Annotated in this window: 7 protein-coding genes; 6 read left to right on the plus strand and 1 reads right to left on the minus strand. The window is 61.6% G+C overall.

Features of this window, described 5'->3' with window-relative positions; translation table 11 throughout:
• Positions 1-413: 413 nt before the first annotated feature.
• On the plus strand, positions 414-11,258 hold the full coding sequence (locus QMK58_RS13175) for a peroxidase family protein (protein ID WP_320396417.1): 10,845 nt from the start codon (positions 414-416) through the stop codon (positions 11,256-11,258).
• Between the two features lie 91 nt (positions 11,259-11,349).
• Here QMK58_RS13175 and QMK58_RS13180 read toward each other — a convergent pair whose 3' ends face one another.
• Positions 11,350-13,314 (minus strand): DNA topoisomerase III, encoded by a 1,965-nt coding sequence (locus QMK58_RS13180; protein ID WP_053161358.1) that lies wholly within the window; start codon positions 13,312-13,314, stop codon positions 11,350-11,352.
• Positions 13,315-13,457: 143 nt separating this feature from the next.
• Between QMK58_RS13180 and lexA the strand changes: the two genes are divergently transcribed.
• The 5 genes from lexA to QMK58_RS13205 all read left to right on the plus strand — a co-directional run bounded on the left by lexA (position 13,458) and on the right by QMK58_RS13205 (position 21,519).
• The gene (gene lexA / locus QMK58_RS13185; protein WP_053160926.1) at positions 13,458-14,075 is read left to right on the plus strand and encodes a transcriptional repressor LexA; all 618 of its coding nucleotides are present in this window, start codon (positions 13,458-13,460) and stop codon (positions 14,073-14,075) included.
• Entirely contained in the window at positions 14,075-14,692 is a 618-nt protein-coding gene (gene imuA / locus QMK58_RS13190; protein WP_053160924.1) for a translesion DNA synthesis-associated protein ImuA, read from the plus strand. The genes lexA and imuA overlap by 1 nt, the downstream gene beginning before the upstream one ends.
• Positions 14,693-14,699: 7 nt before the next feature.
• Complete coding sequence (locus QMK58_RS13195) at positions 14,700-16,115, plus strand: DNA polymerase Y family protein (protein ID WP_320396418.1); 1,416 nt, start codon at positions 14,700-14,702, stop codon at positions 16,113-16,115.
• On the plus strand, positions 16,091-19,189 hold the full coding sequence (locus QMK58_RS13200) for an error-prone DNA polymerase (protein WP_320396419.1): 3,099 nt from the start codon (positions 16,091-16,093) through the stop codon (positions 19,187-19,189). The genes QMK58_RS13195 and QMK58_RS13200 overlap by 25 nt, the downstream gene beginning before the upstream one ends.
• A 218-nt stretch (positions 19,190-19,407) precedes the next feature.
• Entirely contained in the window at positions 19,408-21,519 is a 2,112-nt protein-coding gene (locus QMK58_RS13205) for a PAS domain-containing sensor histidine kinase (protein WP_053160920.1), read from the plus strand.
• Positions 21,520-21,560 lie beyond the last annotated feature (41 nt).

The raw sequence follows: 21,560 nt of genomic DNA on the forward strand, positions 1-21,560 counted from the left end.
TGACGTTAAATTGACAATCTTTTCTTCTGCAACTTTAGTCTCTGTTATCGGAGGACTTGCGCCTGAATCCTGTCAACGTTTTGTCAGTGTGAGAGGCGGTAGATCTTCTGAGGGAGCAAAAAAATGTCGGACCTTTCGTACTCTCGCAGAGTGAAAGGGCTGTCCAGGAGGTTCGCCTTTTCTTCCAGTTTCCATGGCCCACCCAGGGTCACGGATCGCTCTGCCTGATTGCTTGGCAAGCAATACATTTCGCGAATTCCAGGCGCGTATCCCGGGTCCCGGGTAACGGTTTCCTGCGCCAGCGCTCGCCAAAAAAACAAGAACCAACACACTGCGCAAGCCTGCACCTGACTGGGCGCGGGAGGATTGTTTCGTCCCGTGCTCTTCCCCAGATAGATCGAGGGCAATCGAAAATGGCTAATTTCAGCAAGTCGGACCTGGAGTTCATCCTCAAGCAAATCTTCATCGCAGAGGCGCATGCCGATGGCACCAGCCTGAGTGATTTGTTACCCAACACTCAGGTGCCATATGGCCTGCGTACCGTTGATGGCAGTTTCAACAACCTGGTCGCCGGGCAAACCGAGTTCGGCGCCGCGGACAACTCCTTCCTGCGCCTGCTGGATGCCCAGTATCGAGCGGCTTATGCCGCATCAGGGACCGTGATCGACCCGCAACCCCGGATCATCAGCAACCTGATCGCCGACCAGACCGCCAGTAACCCGGCCGCCGTTGCGGCGAACGGTGGTGCCGATCCGGTGATCAGTCCCGGTCTGGATGGTGTCTTCGGCACCGAAGACGACAAGCAGGTTTTTTTCATCCCCAACGAGTCGCCGGACGTTGGCCTGACCGCCGGTTTCAACTCGTGGATGACCTTTTTCGGCCAGTTCTTCGACCATGGTCTCGACCTGGTCACCAAGAGCAATCTTCCTTCTGAAATCGTGTTTATTGCGTTGCAACCGGACGATCCGTTGTTCGTGCCGGGCGGCCCCAATTTCATGGTGCTCTCGCGTGCAGTGCGCGCAGCCGGTGCGGACGGTGTGATGGGCACGGCCGACGATAGCCAGGTCAACACTACCTCGCCGTTCGTGGACCAAAGCCAGACCTATAGCTCACACCCGTCGCATCAGGTGTTCCTGCGCGAGTACGTCATCAATGCGGCAGGTGATCCTGTGTCCACGGGGCGTTTGATCACCAATCGCAATCTCGGTGACGACGGCAAATTCGGCACGGCCGATGACAGCGACAGTGGCAATGGCGGCATGGCCACCTGGGCAGTCGTCAAGGCCCAGGCCCGCGATATTCTCGGTATCAACCTGACCGACGCCGATGTGCACAGCGTGCCGCTGCTGGCAACGGATGCGTATGGCAACTTCCTCCGTGGGCCCAGTGGCATGCCGCAGGTGGTGATGCGCGTCGGTAATGGGGCTGACGGCACCGCGGGGACGGCTGATGACGTCACGCAGCTGGTCGAAGGCAACCGGGATGCGCCGATCAGCCTGGCCAACGCCGTGAGCACCGGGCATGGCTTTCTCGACGACATCGCGCACAACGCAGCGCCAGTTGTCGTCGGCGGCGTTCTGCAGGCGGATGCTGACACCGATGTCGGCAATGCGCAGGACGTTGGCACGCAAGGCAATAACCTGACCTATGACAACGAACTGCTCGACGCGCATTACATCGCCGGCGATGGCCGGGCGAACGAAAACATCGGCCTGACCGCCGTGCACCACGTGTTCCACTCCGAACACAACCGCCTGATTCAGCAAACCAAGGACACCCTCCTGGCCGCTGGCGATCTGGCCTTCCTCAATGAGTGGCTGATAGACGACGTCGCCGCCATACCGACGACAGCCGCCGACATCGCAGCGTTGGTCTGGGATGGCGAACGCCTGTTCCAGGCAGCCAAGTTCGGCACCGAGATGCAGTACCAGCATCTGGTGTTCGAGGAATTTGGCCGGACCCTTCAACCGCAGATCGACGCGTTCCTTGCACCCAACGGCTATGACACTTCGATCAACCCGGCCATTTTCGCCGAGTTCGCGCACGTGGTGTACCGCTTCGGTCACTCGATGTTGACCGAGACGGTGGATCGCTTCGATCCCGAGTTCAATCCGCTTCTCACCGATCCTGCCAACCAGGATTCGCAACTTGGTCTGATCGCCGCCTTCCTCAACCCGCTGGCGTTCGCCGGCAGCGGTGCGACTGCGGACGAAGCGGCCGGGGCGATCATTCGCGGTGCGACCCGCCAGCTCGGCAACGAGATCGATGAGTTCGTCACCGAAGCGTTGCGCAATAACCTGCTCGGCCTGCCGCTCGATTTGCCTGCCCTGAACCTGGCACGTGGTCGAGAAACCGGTATTCCCACGTTGAATGAAGCGCGTCGCGAGTTCTATGCCGCTACCGGTGACAGCCAACTCAAGCCGTACATCAGCTGGGCCGACCTGGCGGAGAACCTCAAGCACCCCGAGTCGCTGGTCAACTTCATCGCGGCGTTCGGTACCCACAGCGCATTGACAGCGGCCGACGTGGATACGCTGGTCGAGATGCGTGCGGTCGCGGCTGCCCTGGTGTTTGGCGGTACTGCGGTGATCAATTCGGGCACGCCCGAGGAGCGAACCTTCACCGCCAATCTGGCGGATCGCCTGGACTTTCTGAACAGTGCGGGCATCTACGCGATGAACAATGGCGTCACCACCACCGGCGTCGATGACATCGACTTCTGGATCGGTGGCCTTGCCGAGAAGAAGATGCCGTTCGGCGGCATGCTCGGCTCGTCGTTCAACTTCGTGTTTGAAACCCAGATGGAAGCGTTGCAGGACGGCGACCGGTTCTATTACCTGTCGCGTACCGCGGGCCTGAACTTCGGTACCGAGTTGGAAAACAACTCCTTTGCCAAACTGATCATGCTCAATACCGATGTTACCCACCTGTCGAACACTGTGTTCCTGACGCCGACCTTCACCCTCGAGGTCAATCAGGCCAATCAGTTCACCGACCTTGGCCTGGACGGCAAAGCAGATCCGACGGGCGGATTGATGATCAACGGCGTGGAAATCGTGCCGCTGGTGATCCGCAACAACCCCAATACCGCAGGGACCGATAGTAATTTTCTGCAGTACACCGGTGAGGATCATGTTGTCCTCGGCGGCACCGCCGGCAATGACATCATTATTTCGGGTGACGGCGATGACACCGTTTATGGCGATGGCGGCAATGACCGCCTCGAAGGCGGCGCGGGCAACGATGCGGTACTGGGCGGGGCGGGCGATGACATCATCAGCGACTCGTTCGGCGATAACCGTCTGGAAGGGAATGCCGGTAACGACGTGATCGTGGCCGGCAGCATGGCTGGGGCCGGTAACCTGATTCTGGGCGGCGACGGTCAGGACTTCATCATCACCACCGAAGACATCAGCACGATCTTCGGCGGTCAGGGTGACGATTTCATCCTCGGTGCCAAGACCAACCTGCCCGCTACCGGTGGCGAAGGTGATGACTGGATCGAGAAGGGCACCCAGGACGGGGCGCCTGGCGATAACGCCTCGCCGCTGCTCAATGACGACGTGATCGGCAACGACGTCTTTGTCGGCGGTCCTGGTTTCGATGAAATGATCGGCGAGGGTGGCGATGACATCTTTGTCGGCAGCGATGCCCAGGACAACATGGACGGCATGTCCGGTTTCGACTGGGTGACCTATAAAAATGACCGGATTGGCGTGACCGCCGACCTGAGCATGGCCGCGCTGGCGCAGCCCCATGGCAATGCGCCCAACCAGAACACCGGGGTGTTCAACCCGGTCGGTGCCTCACCGGCTTCGATCCTCGACCGCTTTGCCGAGGTCGAAGGCCTGTCCGGTTCGCAATTCGGTGACGTGCTCAAAGGCGATGATGTCGATGCCGACACCATCATCAACCACGGCGGTACCACAGGCAGTGCGCTGACCAATGTGGCGTTGATCCGGGGGCTGGCACAGTTTCTCTCCGATGCCGGCTTGCCGACCACCGGTTTTGCCACGGGCAACATCATCCTCGGCGGCAATGGCAGTGACTTGATCGAGGGTCGCGGTGGCGACGATCTGATCGATGGCGACAAATGGATCAACGTCAGAATTGCGGTCTATGGCCCGAATGACGTCAACCATACCGGCCCCGAAGTCGCCAGCTTCAACAGCATGGAAGACATGATTCCGTTCATGCTCGATGGCACCTATAACCCGGGCCAACTCAAGGCTGTGCGGGAAATCCTGCCCGGCACCTCGATAGGCGGGGCAGCTTTCGATACCGCCATTTTCTCCGGAGTTCAGAGCGAGTACACGGTCACTCAGAACACTCGCGGCACGGAGACTCTGACGGACGATGTGTGGACGGTGACGGATACCGTCGCGGGTCGCGACGGCACCGATACGCTGCTGCATATCGAACGCCTGCAATTCTCCGATGGTCAGCGAGAGCTGGTGCCGGGGCTCAATGCACAACCGACGGGCAGGCCGACCATCGCCGATGGAAACGGCGGAGCAATCACGGTGGGCGACACGCTGACAGTCAGCTCAGCCTTGGTGCGTGACACCAACAACATCTCCCCGGCTAATCCGTTGGGTACTCTCAACAGTACCTCGGTGTCCTACTACTGGCAGTTCGAGGCCGACCCAGCCAGCGGCGTGTTTGAGGACATCATTCTGTTGCCCGCCGGTGACCTGGCGTTCCAGAGTGCCGACGGCACCACGTTCAAGGTCTCTCCTGACCTTGCCGGACTGACGTTGCGGGTCAAGGCGATTTACCAGGACGGGCATGGCACTACGGAGGTAGTGTTCTCGCAGCCAACGTCCGTGGTGGCTCCCGGCGCGGCGGTCACGCCAACGACGCCGGCACCTGTAGGTGATGCAACCGCGGGTGGCGAAGGGCTGCACATGGTTCGCTCCGACCTCAACTTCATTCTTGATCAGATCAAGATTGCCGAAGCAGACGCGGCCGGTCAGGACATTCTCTCGCTGATCCCCAACATCCGTTCGGCGTTGGGCCTGCGGGCAGTCGATGGCTCGAACAACAACCTGCTGAACCTCAATGGCATCAACAACACCGAGTTTGGTGCCGCCGACAACCTCTTTCCGCGCATTAGCGATCCGGTGTTCAATTCTGCGGAGGGTGTGGGTGCCGGCTTCTTCGGCCCCGGTTCGCCGGCGTTTAGCGGCTCATCGTATCAGCAGACCAGCGGTGCTGTGTTTGACTCGCAGCCGCGCACCATCAGTAACCTGATCGTCGACCAGACGTCGAACAACCCGGCCGCCTACGCCACGGCGCACGATGTGGGTGCGAACGGTACGCTCGACTTCGGCCTGACAGGGCCAGGCAATGACGACGTGCTCAAGGATGGCGTACGGATCGTCGCCAGCCCAGGCATGGATGGAAAATTCGGTACGGCCGATGACCATGATGTGTACCTGTTCGAAAACACCACGGCGGATGCGGGATTGTCCGCGCCGTTCAACGCGTGGATGACCTTCTTCGGGCAGTTCTTCGATCACGGTCTGGACCTGCTCACCAAGGGCGGTTCGGGCACCGTCTACATCCCGCTGCAACCGGATGATCCGCTGTATGTGCCAGGCGGCAACACCAACTTCATGGTGCTGACCCGCGCAACCAACCAGCCAGGGGCGGATGGCGTTCTTGGTACGTCCGACGACATCCATGAGCACACCAACACCACCTCGCCGTTTGTGGACCAGAACCAGACCTACAGCTCGCACCCCTCGCATCAGGTGTTCTTGCGCGCTTATGAGCTGACTGACAATGGCCCCATAGCGACCGGCCGGCTGATCACCAACCGTGACCTGGGCGCTGATGGCAAATACGGGACCTCGGACGACGCTGAAATCGGTGGCATGGCGACCTGGAAGGTGGTCAAGGCGCAGGCTGCCGACGTTCTGGGTATCCGCCTGACGGATGCCGATGTCGGTAACTCGCCGTTGTTGGCGACCGATGCCTATGGCAATTTCATCAAGGGGCCGAACGGCTTCCCGATGGTCGTGATGAAGGGGCTCGATGGTATTGGCGGCACGGCAGATGACGTCCTTGTCGAAGGCGATCCGACTGCCCCGATCAGCCTGACCAATGCCGTACGCACCGGACACCAGTTCCTCGCCGACATTGCCAACAGTGCAGCGCCGGTGTTCAGCGGTGGTGTGCTGGCTCCTGATATCGATAACATTGCAGGCAACACGGTGCCATCCAATCCGCAGACCGGGGCCAACCTGGTTTACGACAACGAATTGCTGGATGCGCACTACATTGCAGGCGACGGCCGGGTCAACGAAAACATCGGCCTGACTGCCGTGCATGCGATCTTCCACTCCGAGCACAACCGCCTGGTTGCGCAGACCATGGACACCGTGCTCGATTCGGCGGACCTGGCCTTCCTCAACGAGTGGCTGCTCACTCCGGTGAGCGCATTGCCAGTCAACCAGGCTGAAATCGATGCACTGGTGTGGAACGGCGAACGTTTGTTCCAGGCTGCCAAGTTCGGCACCGAGATGCAGTATCAACACTTGGTGTTCGAAGAGTTTGCGCGGACCATCCAGCCCAACATCGACCTGTTCTTCGCACCGACCCAGGTCTATGACGTCGACCTCGATGCCTCGATCGTCGCCGAGTTCGCCCATACCGTGTACCGGTTTGGCCACTCGATGCTGACCGAGACCGTCGACCGCTACGATGTGGACTTCAACGTAGTGGGCGATCCGGCCAGCCCTACCAATCCCGATCAGCAACTGGGCTTGATTGCGGCGTTCCTCAATCCATTGGCGTACGCCGCCAGCGGGGTGACGCCAGAGGATGCAACCAGCGCGATCGTTCGTGGGGTGACTCGGCAATCCGGTAACGAAATCGACGAGTTCGTCACCGAGGCGCTGCGCAACAACCTGCTCGGCCTGCCGCTCGACCTGCCGGCGATCAACATCGCCCGTGGCCGTGATGTGGGGATCCCCTCACTCAACGCGATTCGCCGCGACATCTACAGCCAGACCGGTGATACCCAGCTCAAGCCTTACACCAGTTGGGTGGACTTGTTGCAACACCTCAAGCATCCGGAGTCGTTGATCAACTTCATCGCTGCCTATGGCACACATGACACGATCACGGCGGCGACCACGCTGGAAGGTAAGCGCGCGGCAGCGATGTTGCTGGTGTTCGGTGGCGCAGGTGCGCCGTCTGATCGCCTGGACTTCCTCAATGGAACGTCTACCTGGGCCAACGTAACTCGGGCCGGCAAGGATGGGGTACTGGGTACCGCCGACGATCTGAAGGGTGTAACTATCACGGGCGTCGATGCCATCGACCTCTGGATCGGCGGTCTGGCCGAAGAGAAAACCCCGTTCGGCGGCATGCTCGGTTCGACCTTCAACTTCGTGTTCGAGAACCAGCTGGAAAAACTGCAGGACGGCGACCGCTTCTACTATCTGGAGCGTACCTCTGGCCTGTCGATGAATGCCGAGCTGGAAAGCAACTCGTTCGCCAAGCTGATCATGGCCAACACCTCGGCTACGCACTTACCGGGCCTGGTGTTCTCGGACCCTGGGTTCTATCTGGAAGTGGACCCCAGCAAGCAGTTCAACGAAGGCCTGGGCAACGCCGATCCGCTTGGCGACAACAACGAGCAGGTGGTCTTCCGCGACAACACGCTGACCGTCGGACCGGACAGCAACTACATCCGCTACACGGGCGCAGAGCACATCGTGCTGGGCGGCACCAACGGCGCAGACATTCTGGTCTCCAGTGAAGGCGACGACACGGTCTGGGGCGATGGCGGCAACGATCGCATCGAGGGCGGTAACGGCAACGATCAGCTGCGCGGTGGTGCCGGCGACGACATCATCACCGATGTCGGCGGCGACGATAACATCCAGGGCGGCGACGGCAACGACGTGCTGCACGGCGGCAATGGCGTCAACCTGATCATCGGCGGGTTCGGCAACGACTTCATCGTTACCGGTGAGGACGCTTCCGATGCCATTGGTGGCCAGGGCAACGACTTTATCCTGGGCAGCAAAGCCAACGAGCAGGACATGGGTAACGAAGGCGACGACTGGATGGAGAAAGGCACCTCGGACGGTGCGCCAGGCGATAACTTCGACCCGTTTGGCAACGACCCGATAGTCGGCAACGATGTCTACATCGGCGCCGGCGAGAACGATAAGTTCAACGGCGAAGGCGGTGACGACATCATGGTCGGCAGTCTCGGCTTGGGTGACCGCTATATCGGCGGCTCCGGCTATGACTGGGCGACGTTCAAGGGGCTTGCCCAGGGGGTGAGCATCGACTTCACCGACCGCTTCTTCGATGTACCTCCGGTGCCGGGTTCAGGTGCTTCGGCACTGGTGCGCTTCGACATCATGGAAGGCCTGTCGGGTTCGTCCCACGGTGACTTCCTGCGCGGTGACAACGAAGATGCCGCTTCGCTGCCTACCGCCGGTGCAACCGGCAGTGTGCTGACCAACATCGACCTGATCGACGGCCTGGCGGATCTGCTGCCTGCCGGCGCGACGTTCTTCGACGGTGGCAACATCATCCTCGGTGGCAGCGGCAGCGACCTGATCGAAGGCCGCGGCGGTGACGACATCATTGATGGTGACAAGTGGCTGAACGTACGCATCAGCGTACGGGCAAACCTTGATGGCACGGGCCCGGAAATCGCCTCGTTCGACAGTATGGAGCCGATGGTGCCGTTCATGTTGAACGGTACTTACAACCCTGGCCAGTTGGTCATCGTGCGGGAGATTCTGACCGGCGATGACAAATTCGACACAGCGCTGTTCTCCGGTGTTGCGACGGACTACAACATTGTCGTCGAGGGTGACACGGTCATTGTGACCGACACGGTAGCAGGGCGTGATGGCGTCGATCGGCTGACGGGCATCGAGCGTCTGCAGTTCTCTGACGTGGCGCAGTCGTCGGGCGTGGGCACAGCGGTGAACGCCGGTCCGTCGGGTCACCTGGCGATCCTTGATGCGACTTCTGGCGTACGGGACGACACCCCTGTCGCCGGCCAGTTGCTGCGTGTGAGCGATCTGCGGGTGCACGACGCGGACAATGTCAGTGCGACCAACCTGACCGGTGCGGTTGCAGGTCCAGTGTCTTACTACTGGCAGGTCGAAAACGTTGTCGGTTCGGGCGTCTATGAAGACATCACCTTTCTTGCCGCGGGTGAGGCATCGCGGGCGGTCGGCACTACGTACCGGGTGGCGGACGATGTCGCGGGGCTGAACATCCGTGTCCGGGCGGTGTATCAGGATGCCAAGGGCACGCTGGAGATCGTCGATTCATCGCCAAACAGCACAGCGAGCGCAAGGCCGACGGTCACCGGGCTTTTGGTGCAGAACCAGCTGTTGACCGCTGACCCATCGAGCATCATCGACGTTGATGGCCTGAGCAACCCGCAGTTCACCTTCCAGTGGCAGGCGACCAACGGGGTCAACTTCGTCAACATCCCGGGCGCCACCGGTAGCACATTCTCACTGACCCAGGCTCAGGTCGGGGATCAGGTGCGCGTGGTGGTCAGTTACGTGGATGACTTCGGTGTGCACGAAAGCATTGCGTCCGACCCCTCGGATCCGGTCGCCAACGTCAACGATGCGCCGACAGGTGCGTTGCTGATCAGCGATACGACACCTGCCCGAGGACAGGTGCTCACCGCGCTGACTGGCGGGATTGCCGATGCGGACGGGCTGGGCACCTTCAGCTTCCAATGGCAGCAAGGTACCGGTGCTTCCTTCACCGACATCAACGGAGCGACCGCTGCGTCCTTCACCCCTGGTGCGGCGCAGGGCATTCTGCAATTGCGGGTGATCGTGCGCTACACCGATGGCTTCGGCAAGCTGGAGTCGTTGACCTCTGTGGCAACTGCGGCGATCACGGTTCCGGCTGGTGTGGTATTGCAGGGCACTGCGGCGGCAAACCTGCTTACCGGCGGCGCCGGTGACGACGTGCTGATTGGCCTCGGTGGGAACGATACGCTCAACGGCCTGGTCGGTATTGACCAGTTGTTTGGTGGCACCGGCAACGACATTCTCAACGGCGGAGACGACAACGACATCCTCAATGGCGAGGCCGACAACGACACCCTCAACGGGGGACTCGGCGCGGATGCCATGAACGGTGGAACCGGCAACGATACCTTCGTGGTCGATAACGTCGGTGACACCGTCATTGAGGCGGTGGGTGGCGGTACCGATCTGGTGCAAACCAGTCTGGCGACCTACCTGCTCAACGCAAACGTCGAGAACCTGACCTATACCGGTACCGCCAACTTCACGGGTAACGGTAATGCGCTGGCCAACACCCTCACCGGCGGGGTCGGAAATGACGTCCTCAATGGCGGTGCGGGTGCTGACCGGATGGTGGGTCTGGCCGGCAACGATTCCTACGTCGTCGACAACGTCGATGACGTGGTGGTCGAGGCGCAGGGTGGCGGTACGGATTCCGTGCAGACATCGCTGGTCAATTACTCGCTCAGTGCCAATGTCGAGAATCTGACCTACACCGGGGTCGGCAACTTCACCGGCACCGGCAATGGGTCGAACAACGCCATCACCTCCGGGGCGGGTAATGACATTCTCAGTGGCGGCGGCGGCGATGACATCCTCACCGGCAACGGCGGTAACGACACACTCAATGGTGACGGCGGTAACGACCAGCTGTTGGGTGGCATTGGTACCGATACCCTGAGCGGCGGCACGGGTGATGACAGCCTCGACGGCGGTGACGGGGCCGATGTGCTCAGTGGTGGAACAGGCAACGACACGCTGCTCGGCGGGCTGGGCAATGACAGCCTGGATGGCGGTAACGGCATTGATCTGCTCCAGGGAGGCGATGGCAACGACACGCTGCTCGGTGGTAACGATAACGACACATTGCTGGGCGGTATCGGCAATGACTTTATCGATGGCGGTAATGGCAACGACAGGGTGACCGGCGGTGCTGGCAACGACACGATGGTTGCCAGCGGTGGCAACGATATCTTCTTGTTCTCGGCGGGCTTCGGGGTTGATCAGATCACCGGCTTCGATGCCAACCCGGGGCAGGGTGGCCAGGATCGGCTGGATATTTCCGGGTTCAACATTACGGCTGCAACCTTTGTCGGCAATGTCACCATCGCCGATGTCGGTGCCGATACCTTGATCAGCTTTGCCGGTGCTGACTCCATCCGCCTGGTAGGGGTGGGCGACGCAACAACCATCACGACCACGGACTTCATTCTGGCTTCTTGAGGTCCAGATCAGTTCTGACGCAGGAGCGTCAACAGCGCAAGAGAGGGCAATGGATGCCCTCTCTTTTTTTGTGATGTCGAATAAATGAACATTACGAGGGCTTGGCCGGTTTTGCCGCGCGCTTGCCCGTTGTCCGCTTGCCGCTGCTCGAAGGTTTGCCACTGGCGGTCTTGCGCTTGTTTTTCCACGGAGTCGCTCCTCGCCCCGCGGGACTTGCCGGGCCGCTGATGGTCAGGCTCAACCCGGAACAGCGGCTGACTTGCCTGCTCATCCATGCCGCTTGTTTGGTGACAAACTCCTCAAGACTCATTTCCCCGCTTTGCACCATGTCCAGGGCCTGTTCCCATATTGCCGTAGTCCCCGGATCGGCAATGGCACGCGGCACGGCGTCGATCAGGCTGAACGCTGCGGGTGTTGCGGCCAGGGCTTTGCCGTTCTTGATCAGATAACCACGGTCGAGCAAGCCCTGGATGATCGAGGCACGGGTCGCTTCGGTGCCTATACCGGTGGTGTCCTTGAGTTTCTGCTTGAGCAGTGGATCTTCCACCAGTTTGGCGACGTTCTTCATCGCCTTGATCAGATCGCCTTCGGTAAAAGGCTTGGGTGGCTGGGTCCAGAGGTCCTTGAACTGCACGCCAGCCACCGCGCAATCGATGCCTTCGGCCAGGTTCGGCAGTGTTTGCGGCGTTGGCGCTTCGCGCCCCTTGGCCGGTGCCAGCGCTTCGGGCAGGGCGCGTTTCCAGCCCGGTTCGATGATTTGTTTTCCCACGGCGCGCAACGCCTCGCCGGCACAGTCGAAATCGGCCTGGGTGCGGTCGTATTCGTGATTGGGCAGGAACTGCGCCAGGTAACGGGCGCGGATCAGCGTGTAGACCGCACGGTGCTTGCCGGTCAGGCGTTCCAGGTTTTTCGCGGCCGCGGTGGGAATGATGCCGTGGTGAGCGCTGACCTTGGCGTCGTTCCAGGCCCGCGAGCGACGGTGCGGCTCAAGGTGATCTTGCAAGATGTTCAGGGCCGGGTCGGCCTGACGCAGCGCTGCCAGAATCGCCGGCGCCTCGCTGTGCTGGCTGACCGGCAGGTAACCGCAATCACTGCGCGGATAGGTGATGACTTTGTGGGTTTCGTAAAGCGCCTGGGCGATGTCGAGGGTTTCCTGGGCGCCGAGGCCGAGCTTTTTCGAACAGACTTCCTGCAGGGTGCCCAGATCGAAGGGCAGGGGGGCGACTTCGCGCATCCGCTCGGTGCGCAACTTGATCACCCGGGCGGTGGGTGCGCGGCCCATGGCCGTTGCCGCTTGTTGTGCCAGTGCCTGGTTCAGGCAGCGGTCCTGGTCGTCGCAAGCCTCGGAGGCCGCCCGCCATTGCGCGGTGAACGTGGTGCCGTTGTGCAGCAGTTGCACGTCGATGGCCCAGTAGGCGACCGGTACGAAGTCGGCAATGCTGCGATCGCGATCCACCACCAGGCGCAAGGTCGGCGTTTGTACGCGCCCGACCGGCAACACCCCTTGATAACCGGATTGGCGCCCGAGCAAAGTAAAAAGCCGGCTCATGTTCATGCCGATCAGCCAGTCAGCCCGAGATCGGCCCAAGGCCGAATGATAGAGGTTGAACGTGTCGGCTCCCGGTTTGAGCGCGGCAAGGGCCTTGCGGATCGAGGCATCGTCCAGCGCCGACAACCAGAGGCGGCGGATCGGCCCGCGGTAACGGCAATGTTCGACCAGCTCCCGGGCGATCATTTCGCCTTCGCGGTCGGCGTCGGTGGCGATGATCAGCTCTGAAGCTTCGCCAAGCAGGCGCTTGACTGCTTTGTACTGGCTGGCCGTGCGCGGCTTGACAGTCATCTTCCATTTTTCCGGAATGATCGGCAGGTCAGCCAGCACCCAGCGTTTGTAACGCGCGTCGTAGGCATCCGGCGGTGCGGTTTCCAGCAGGTGGCCGATGCACCAGGTCACCGTGACGTCCGTTCCCAGCCAGCAGCCATCGCCCCGGCGCCTGGCGCCGAGTACAGCCGCGATGTCTTTGGCCTGGGAAGGTTTTTCACAGAGGTACAGCTGCATAACCACCATCGTCGATCAAGTACGAGAGGTGCACAGAATGGCGGCTGATGCGTGTCTGAGCAATCTTTATCTGTATGCATGTACAGTTTTTTGTGTCTCAGCTGACTGGCGGCCCTTGCCAGGAAAAACCTGAAAGAGTACAAATGTACTCCATGACGACTTTAACGCCCCGCCGTACCGCCATCCTGACCTTTATCCGCGATCGCATCGCCGAACAGGGTCAGTCCCCGAGCCTCGCTGAAATCAGCGAGGCGTTCGGCTTTGCCTCCCGAAGCGTGGCACGCAAGCATGTGCTGGCCCTGACCGAGGCCGGTTTTATCGAGGTCAATCCTCATCAGGCCCGGGGCATTCGCTTGCTTGGGCAACCCCCACGCCCCGAACTGCTGGACATTCCAGTCCTCGGTCGGGTCGCGGCCGGTGCGCCCATCGGCGCCGATGCCGAGGTACACAGCCGTTTGCTGCTCGATCCATCGTTTTTCTCCCGGGTACCGGACTATATGCTGCGGGTCCGGGGTGATTCGATGATCGAAGACGGCATTCTCGACGGTGACCTGGTGGGTGTGCACCGCAATCCCGAGGCGCTCAACGGCCAGATCGTCGTTGCGCGGCTCGACGGCGAGGTCACCATCAAGCGTTTCGAACGGGTGGGTGACGTTGTGCGCCTGTTGCCGCGTAACCCGGCCTACCAGCCGATCATCGTCGAAGCCGATCAGGATCTGGCCATCGAAGGGGTGTTCTGTGGTCTGGTGAGGAAAGGTTGATGGGTGCCGTCGTTGCGTTGGATACCCTGTTCAATGGCGGCCAGGTCTGGAAGGGCCGGCCTGCACCGCCGGCCGTCAGCCCGCAACCCACCGGGCATGCCACGCTGGATGCCGTGTTGCCCACCGGTGGCTGGCCGGAGGCGGCATTGACGGAAATCCTCCTGGCCGGGCAGGGCGTCGGCGAGTTGCAACTGGTGTGGCCTGCGCTGGCGCGGCTGGCGGCGGCGGGCGAACGCATCGTGCTGGTGGCGCCGCCCTACGTACCGTATCCCCAGGCGTGGCAGAGCGCCGGGGTCGACCTGCGTCAGTTGTCGATCATCCAGGCCAGCGAGCGCGATGCGCTGTGGGCGACGGAACAATGCCTGCGTTCCGGCAGTTGCGGCGCGGTGCTGTGCTGGCCGCACAAGGCCGATGATCGTGCATTACGTCGCTTGCAGGTGGCGGCGGAGACCGGCCAGACCCTGGCGTTTGCCTATCGCCCGCTCAGTGAAGCCATCAACCCTTCGCCTGCGGCCCTGCGTATCGCCATCGACGCGCAACCGGCGCAATTGCGGGTGCTCAAGTGCCGGGGCGGTCTGGCCCGTTCGGCGCCGATTGCCTTCGCCGTGGGGCATTGAGGTTGCCATGCGCTGGGTTTGCATTCTCTTCCCGCAATTGGCGCTGGACGCGGTACTGCGTCAGCGTGCCGATCCCGATGAGCCTCTGGTTTTGCTGACCGGCCCGGCCCAGCGCCGGGTGTTGCAGGCTGTCAATGGTCCGGCGCGGGCTTTGGGCTTGCGCCCCGGTCAGTCCATGAGCGCCGCCCAGGCCTTGAGCAAAGGTTTTGTCACGGCTGAATATGACGCCGCCGACATCGAGCACTGGCAGCAGTTTCTCGCCGCCTGGGCCTATGGCTTCAGTTCCCAGGTCAGCGTGCATTACCCGCGAGCCGTGGTGTTTGAAATCGAGTCCAGCCTCGGGCTGTTCGGTGACTGGCCGCAATTCGAGGCACGCTTGCGTCGCGAACTTGGCGAACTGGGTTTTCGTCATCGCATCGTCGCCGCGCCCAATCCGGTGGCGGCACGGGTCCTGGCCAACGCATATGACGGCCTCGTGGTGCCAGACGATCAGGCCTTGCAGCATCACCTGGGACAATTGCCCGTCGACCGGATCGGGCTGGAGGCATCGGTTGCCACGGCGTTGTCGCGCATGGGGCTGCGCACCTTGAACCAGGTGCAGGCGTTGCCCCGGCATAGCCTCGCTCGGCGTTTCGAGGCCCAGGTGCTCAAGCATCTGGACGCGCTGCTCGGGGTACGCCGGCTCGCGCTGGCGTTCTACCTGCCGCCGGACCGTTTCGATGTGCGCATCGAGCTCAATTTCGATGTGCAGTCCCATCAGGCCTTGCTGTTTCCATTGCGCCGGTTGACTGGTGATCTGGCGGCATTCCTCTGCGGTCGTGACAGTGGCGTACAGCGTTTTGACCTGCACCTGGAGCACGCCGGGTTGCCGGACACGCTGATCAAGGTCGGTCTGCTCAGCGCCGAGCGCGATCCGGCAATGCTCTTTGAACTGGCCCGGGGGCGACTGGAGCAAGTCCAGGTCGAGGCGCCGGTGCGCGGCTTCCGTCTGCGCGCCGAAGACTTGCCGAGCTTCGTACCCCAGCATCAGGAACTGTTCGATGATCGTCCGCAGCAATCCTTGCCCTGGGAACAACTGCGCGAACGCTTGCGCGCACGGCTGGGGGATGACGCGGTGCATGGCCTGCGCTTTCAGGCCGATCATCGACCCGAGTGCGCCTGGCAGGCCAGCGCCGACCATCAGCCCTGTGCAGGTCTTGGCGCCGCCAAACGGCCGGGCTGGCTGCTGACGGAACCCTTGGCCGTGCACCAAGGCTCGGCACGCATCCTCATGGGGCCGGAGCGTATCGAGTCTGGCTGGTGGGACGGCGGTGATGTACGCCGGGATTATTACCTGATCGAAACCCGCGCCGGCCAGCAGGGCTGGGCCTACCGGGCGGTGGGTGAGGACGGCCCGTTGTGGTTGCAGGGCTGGTTCGCATGAACATCGAATATGCCGAGCTGCACTGCCTGTCGAACTTCAGCTTCCAGCGCGGCGCCTCCAGTGCGCTCGAGCTGTTTCAGCGAGCCAAAAAGCTGGGCTATCAGGCACTGGCGATCACTGATGAGTGCACCTTGTCGGGGATTGTTCGTGCTTGGCAGGCAGCGAAATCCGTGGAGCTGCCGCTGATCATCGGCAGTGAAGTGCGTATCGAAAACGGCCCGAAACTGGTGCTGCTGGTGGAGAGTCTTGAGGGCTATCAATCGTTGTGTCGCTTGATTACACGTGCCCGACGCCGCACGCACAAAGGCCAGTATCAGGTGCTTCGTGAAGACTTCAGCGAACCGCTGCCGGGGCTGCTGGCGTTGTGGGTGCCGGATGCAGTCAACGCTTTTGAGCAAGGGCATTGGCTCAAACAAGTCTTTGCCGAACGCCTGTGGCTGGCGGTGCAATTGCATCGCGGCCAGGACGATGCCCGGCGCCTGAGCGAGCTGTTGACCCTGGCCAGGGAGTTGCGAATTCCCGCGGTGGCCAGCGGCGATGTGCACATGCACGCACGTGGTCGGCGGGCCTTGCAGGACACCATGACCGCGATCCGTCATCACTTGCCGGTGGCCGACGCCGGCTTGCGTCTGCACCCCAACGGCGAGCGGCATCTGCGCAGTGTCGATGTTCTGCAGGCGCTTTATCCGCCAGCCCTGCTGGAAGAAACGCAGGTGATCGCCCGGCGTTGCACCTTCGATCTGGGTCAATTGAGCTATCAATATCCCCGCGAACTGGTGCCTGAGGGGCATACCGCCACCTCCTGGCTGAGCGAGTTGACCGAGCGCGGCATCCGCGAGCGTTGGCCCAAAGGCGCCAGCGAAAAGGTGCGCGGGCTGATCGACAAGGAGCTCGGGCTGATCGCCGAGCTGGGTTATGAAAGTTATTTCCTGACCGTTCAGGACATCGTCTCCTTCGCCCGACGCGAGAAAATCCTGTGCCAGGGTCGGGGCTCGGCGGCCAACTCGGCGGTATGTTTCGCCTTGGGCATCACCGAGATCGACCCTGACCGGATGAACATGCTGTTTGAGCGCTTCATTTCCAAGGAGCGCAACGAGCCGCCGGATATCGATGTGGACTTCGAGCACGAACGCCGCGAGGAAGTCCTGCAGTACGTGTTCAATCGCTATGGGCGGGGGCGCGCGGCGCTGACCGCGGTGGTCAGCACTTACCATGCCGCCGGCGCGGTGCGTGATGTGGCCAAGGCGTTGGGTTTGCCACCGGACCAGATCAATGCCCTGGCCGATTGTTGTGGCCACTGGAGTGATCAAACACCGCCCGTAGAACGTTTGTGTGAAGGTGGCTTCGACCCCGAAAGCCCGGTGCTGCGCCGGGTGCTGAGCCTGACGCAGCAGTTGATCGGTTTCCCCCGACACCTGTCCCAGCACCCCGGCGGCTTCGTCATTTCCGAGCAGCCGCTGGACCACCTCGTACCGGTGGAAAATGCGGCCATGGCCGATCGCACCATCATTCAGTGGGACAAGGACGACCTCGACGCGGTCGGCCTGCTCAAGGTCGACATTTTGGCCTTGGGCATGCTCAGCGCGATTCGTCGTTGTTTCGATTTGCTGCGTCGCCATCGCAACCGCGATTTGAGCCTGGCAACGGTGCCTTCTGAAGACTCGCAAACCTACGACATGATTGGCCGGGCCGACACCGTCGGCGTGTTCCAGATCGAATCCAGGGCACAAATGTCGATGCTGCCCAGGCTCAAGCCTCGCAAATTCTATGACTTGGTGATCGAGGTCGCGATTGTCCGTCCGGGGCCGATTCAGGGGGGCATGGTGCACCCGTACCTGCGTCGTCGAAACAAGGAAGAACTCGAAAGCTACCCCTCCGAAGAGTTGCGGGAAGTGTTGAAGCGCACCCTCGGTGTGCCGCTGTTTCAGGAACAGGTGATGCAGATCGCCATTGTCGCTGCCGACTACAGCCCCGGCGAGGCCGATCAGTTGCGTCGGTCCATGGCGGCCTGGAAGCGTCACGGTGGGCTGGAACCGCACCAGGAGCGCCTGGCCGCGGGCATGAAGAAAAAGGGCTATACCGCCGAATTCGCCGCGCAGATTTTCGAGCAGATCAAGGGCTTCGGCAGTTATGGTTTTCCTGAGTCCCACGCCGCCAGTTTTGCCTTGCTGACCTACGCCAGTTGCTGGTTGAAGTGCCACGAACCGGCGGCCTTCGCCTGTGCGCTGATCAACAGCTGGCCGATGGGCTTCTACAGCCCGGACCAGATTCTGCAGGATGCGCGCCGTCATCATTTGCAGGTTCGCCCGGTGGACGTGCGCGCCAGCGACTGGGATTGCAGTCTGGAACCGCTTGCCGGTGCGCAACCGGCGATTCGCATGGGCCTGCGCATGATCAAGGGTTTTCGCGAGGACGATGCCCGGCGCATCGAGGCGGCGCGTGGGAACGGAGCGTTTGCCGACATCGCCGACCTCGGCGAGCGGGCGGGGCTCGATGCCCGTGCCCGGGAGCTACTGGCCGATGCCGGTGCGTTGCGTGGATTGGCCGGTGATCGGCATCGGGCGCGCTGGGAAGTGGCGGGTGTGCAGAAACAGCTCGGCCTGTTCGCCGGGTTGCCGAGTCAGGAGGAGGGCGCGGTGGCGCTGCCCAAACCCACGGTCGGCGAAGACCTGCTCGCCGATTACAACAGTCTGGGTACCACCCTCGGGCCGCATCCGTTGGCGTTGTTGCGCAGTGAACTGAAAGCCCGGCGCTGCCGCAGTTCAAAAGAGCTGCTTGAAGTCGAACACGGGCGACCGGTCAGCGTTGCCGGACTGGTGACAGGCAGGCAACGTCCGAGTACCGCCAGCGGAGTGACCTTCGTCACCCTGGAAGACGAGTTCGGCAACGTCAATGTGGTGGTCTGGCGCGACCTCGCTGAGCGCCAGCGTCAGGTTCTGGTCGGTTCGCAGTTGCTCAAGGTCGATGGACGCTGGGAGAAAGAGGGCGAGGTCCGGCACCTGATAGCCGGGCGCTTGAGTGACTTGAGTGAGTTGCTGGACGGTATCCATGTGCGTAGCCGGGATTTTCACTGAACCCGTAATTCCTGTAGGCGCGAGCCTGCTCGCGATGGACGACAGGACGCCGCAATTCGTCAGGCACCCCGCATTATCGTTGGCGTTTTTCGCGAGCAGGCTCGCTCCTGCAAGGGGATCTGCTGAGGGCTGAGAGAATCAGCTATACCTCTATGAAACGAATGGCGTGCCTGATGCTCGAATCAAACGGGCGCAGATGAGCGGGATAGAGCCAAGCGATGCAGTTTCTAGAGGATAGTCACGGATGTTCGGGCTGGAGCGGCGAGATGGCCGGGCGCATTCGTGCGTTCGACTGGAGCCAGACCGAACTGGGCCCGCTCGACACCTGGTCCAGGAGCTTGAGCAGCACCGTGCAAATGATGCTCGCGTCACCGTTGCCGATGGTGATGCTCTGGGGCCAGTCCGGATACATGATTTATAACGATGCCTACTCGTTATTTGCCGGTGGGCGGCACCCTTATCTGCTGGGTTCTCCGGTGGAACTGGGCTGGCCGGAAGTCGCCGAATTCAATCGGCATGTGGTCGATACCTGCCTGGCAGGTGGAACCTTGTCCTATCGCAACAAAGAGTTGGTGCTATTACGTGACGGGGTTCCGGAAGAAGTCTGGATGGATCTTTATTACAGTCCGGTCGCTGATGATCACGGAGGCCCGGCCGGGGTTCTGGCCATGGTGGTCGAAACCACGGAGCGGGTGATATCCGAACGTCGTCGGCAATCTGCCGAGGACGCTTATCGCGCCGACAACGAACGGGTGCGCCTGGCACTGAATGCCGGGGCCTTGCTCGGTTCGTTCGTGTGGGACATCAAGGCCAATGTGCTGTCCGGTGACGAGCGTTTCGCCCGCACGTTTTCCTATCCGCCCGGGCAGACTCTGGAAAACCTGCCACAGGAAATCGCGGAGGCGCGCATTCATGTCGATGACTTCGATTGGGTTCAGGAGCAAGTCAGGCATTCGGTTCAAACCGGCGAACCGTTCAACGTCGAATACCGCGTCCTGCGTCCCGACGGCAGCTATCTCTGGGTACTCGCCAGCGGCTGTTGCGAGTTCAATGAGCAAGGCGAAGCGTTTCGTTTCCCCGGCGTATTGATCGACATCCACGAGCGCAAGACCGCCGAAGAATCCCTGCTCAGGTTCACCCGCAATCTGGAGCAGCGGGTGGCCGACGAAGTTGAGGCGCGGCTGGCGGCAGAAGAGCAACTGCGCCAGTCACAGAAACTTGAAGCCATCGGCGGCCTCACCGGTGGTGTGGCGCATGACTTCAACAACCTGCTGCAAGTGATCGCCGGCAACCTGCACTTGCTGGCGCGCCACGAGCGTGACAATGCCAATGTGCAGCGCCGGGTTGCCGCCTCGATTGCCGCTGTCGAGCGTGGCGCAAAACTGTCCTCGCAATTGCTCGCGTTCGCTCGTCGGCAACCGTTGTCGCCAGCGGTCTTCACGTTGCGGCAGATCTTCGACGATCTGGCAGAGCTGTTGCAGCGCGCGCTGGGTGAAACGCTCCAGGTGCACATGACCGCGTCCGAAAATGCCTGGAGTGTCTTTGTCGATCGCAACCAACTGGAAAATGCCATTCTCAATCTGGCGATCAACGCCCGGGATGCCATGCAAGGCGAAGGCAACATTGATCTGAGCGCCGAGAACATCCGCCTCGACCGCAATTTTTGTGTCGGCAAGGGCATCGTCGCCGGCGATTTCGTGCGTGTGTCGGTCGCGGATACCGGCGTTGGCATGCCGCCGCAGGTGCTGACACAGGCGTTCGAGCCATTCTTCACCACCAAGGCTGACGGGCAGGGCACCGGGTTGGGACTGAGCATGGTATTTGGCTTCGTCAAGCAAAGCGGCGGCCATATCGAGATCACCAGCGAGGTCGGGCAGGGGACACGGGTGCAGTTGTATTTTCCTCGCACCCACCGCTTGGCACCGGCGCAAACGCCGAATCCTGATGTGCATCAACCTGGCGGGCATGAACGCATTCTGGTGGTCGAGGACAATGATGCGGTACGCGCTTCGGTGGTAGAGCTGCTGCGGGACGAGGGGTATGAAATCCTGACGGCCACCAACGCGGACATGGCCATGCAAATGTTGCTGGAGGGGGCGGCGGTGGACCTGATTTTCACTGACGTGGTCATGCCCGGCCTGATCAAGAGTTCGGATCTGGCCGCCTGGGCAAAAGTCCAGGTTCCGCCAGTGGCTGTGCTGTTCACATCAGGGCATACCCGCGACATCATCTCGCGCAACCACCAACTCAGCCCCGACACCCATCTGTTGAGCAAACCCTATGGCCCGCAGGCGCTGACGCAAATGGTGCGCACCGTCCTCAACGGCTGACCGCCCCCTGGTCGCGATGGTGTATCAGCCGGCAAATGCGC

It is taken from the genome of Pseudomonas sp. P8_241 (assembly GCF_034008315.1).
Lineage (GTDB): Bacteria > Pseudomonadota > Gammaproteobacteria > Pseudomonadales > Pseudomonadaceae > Aquipseudomonas.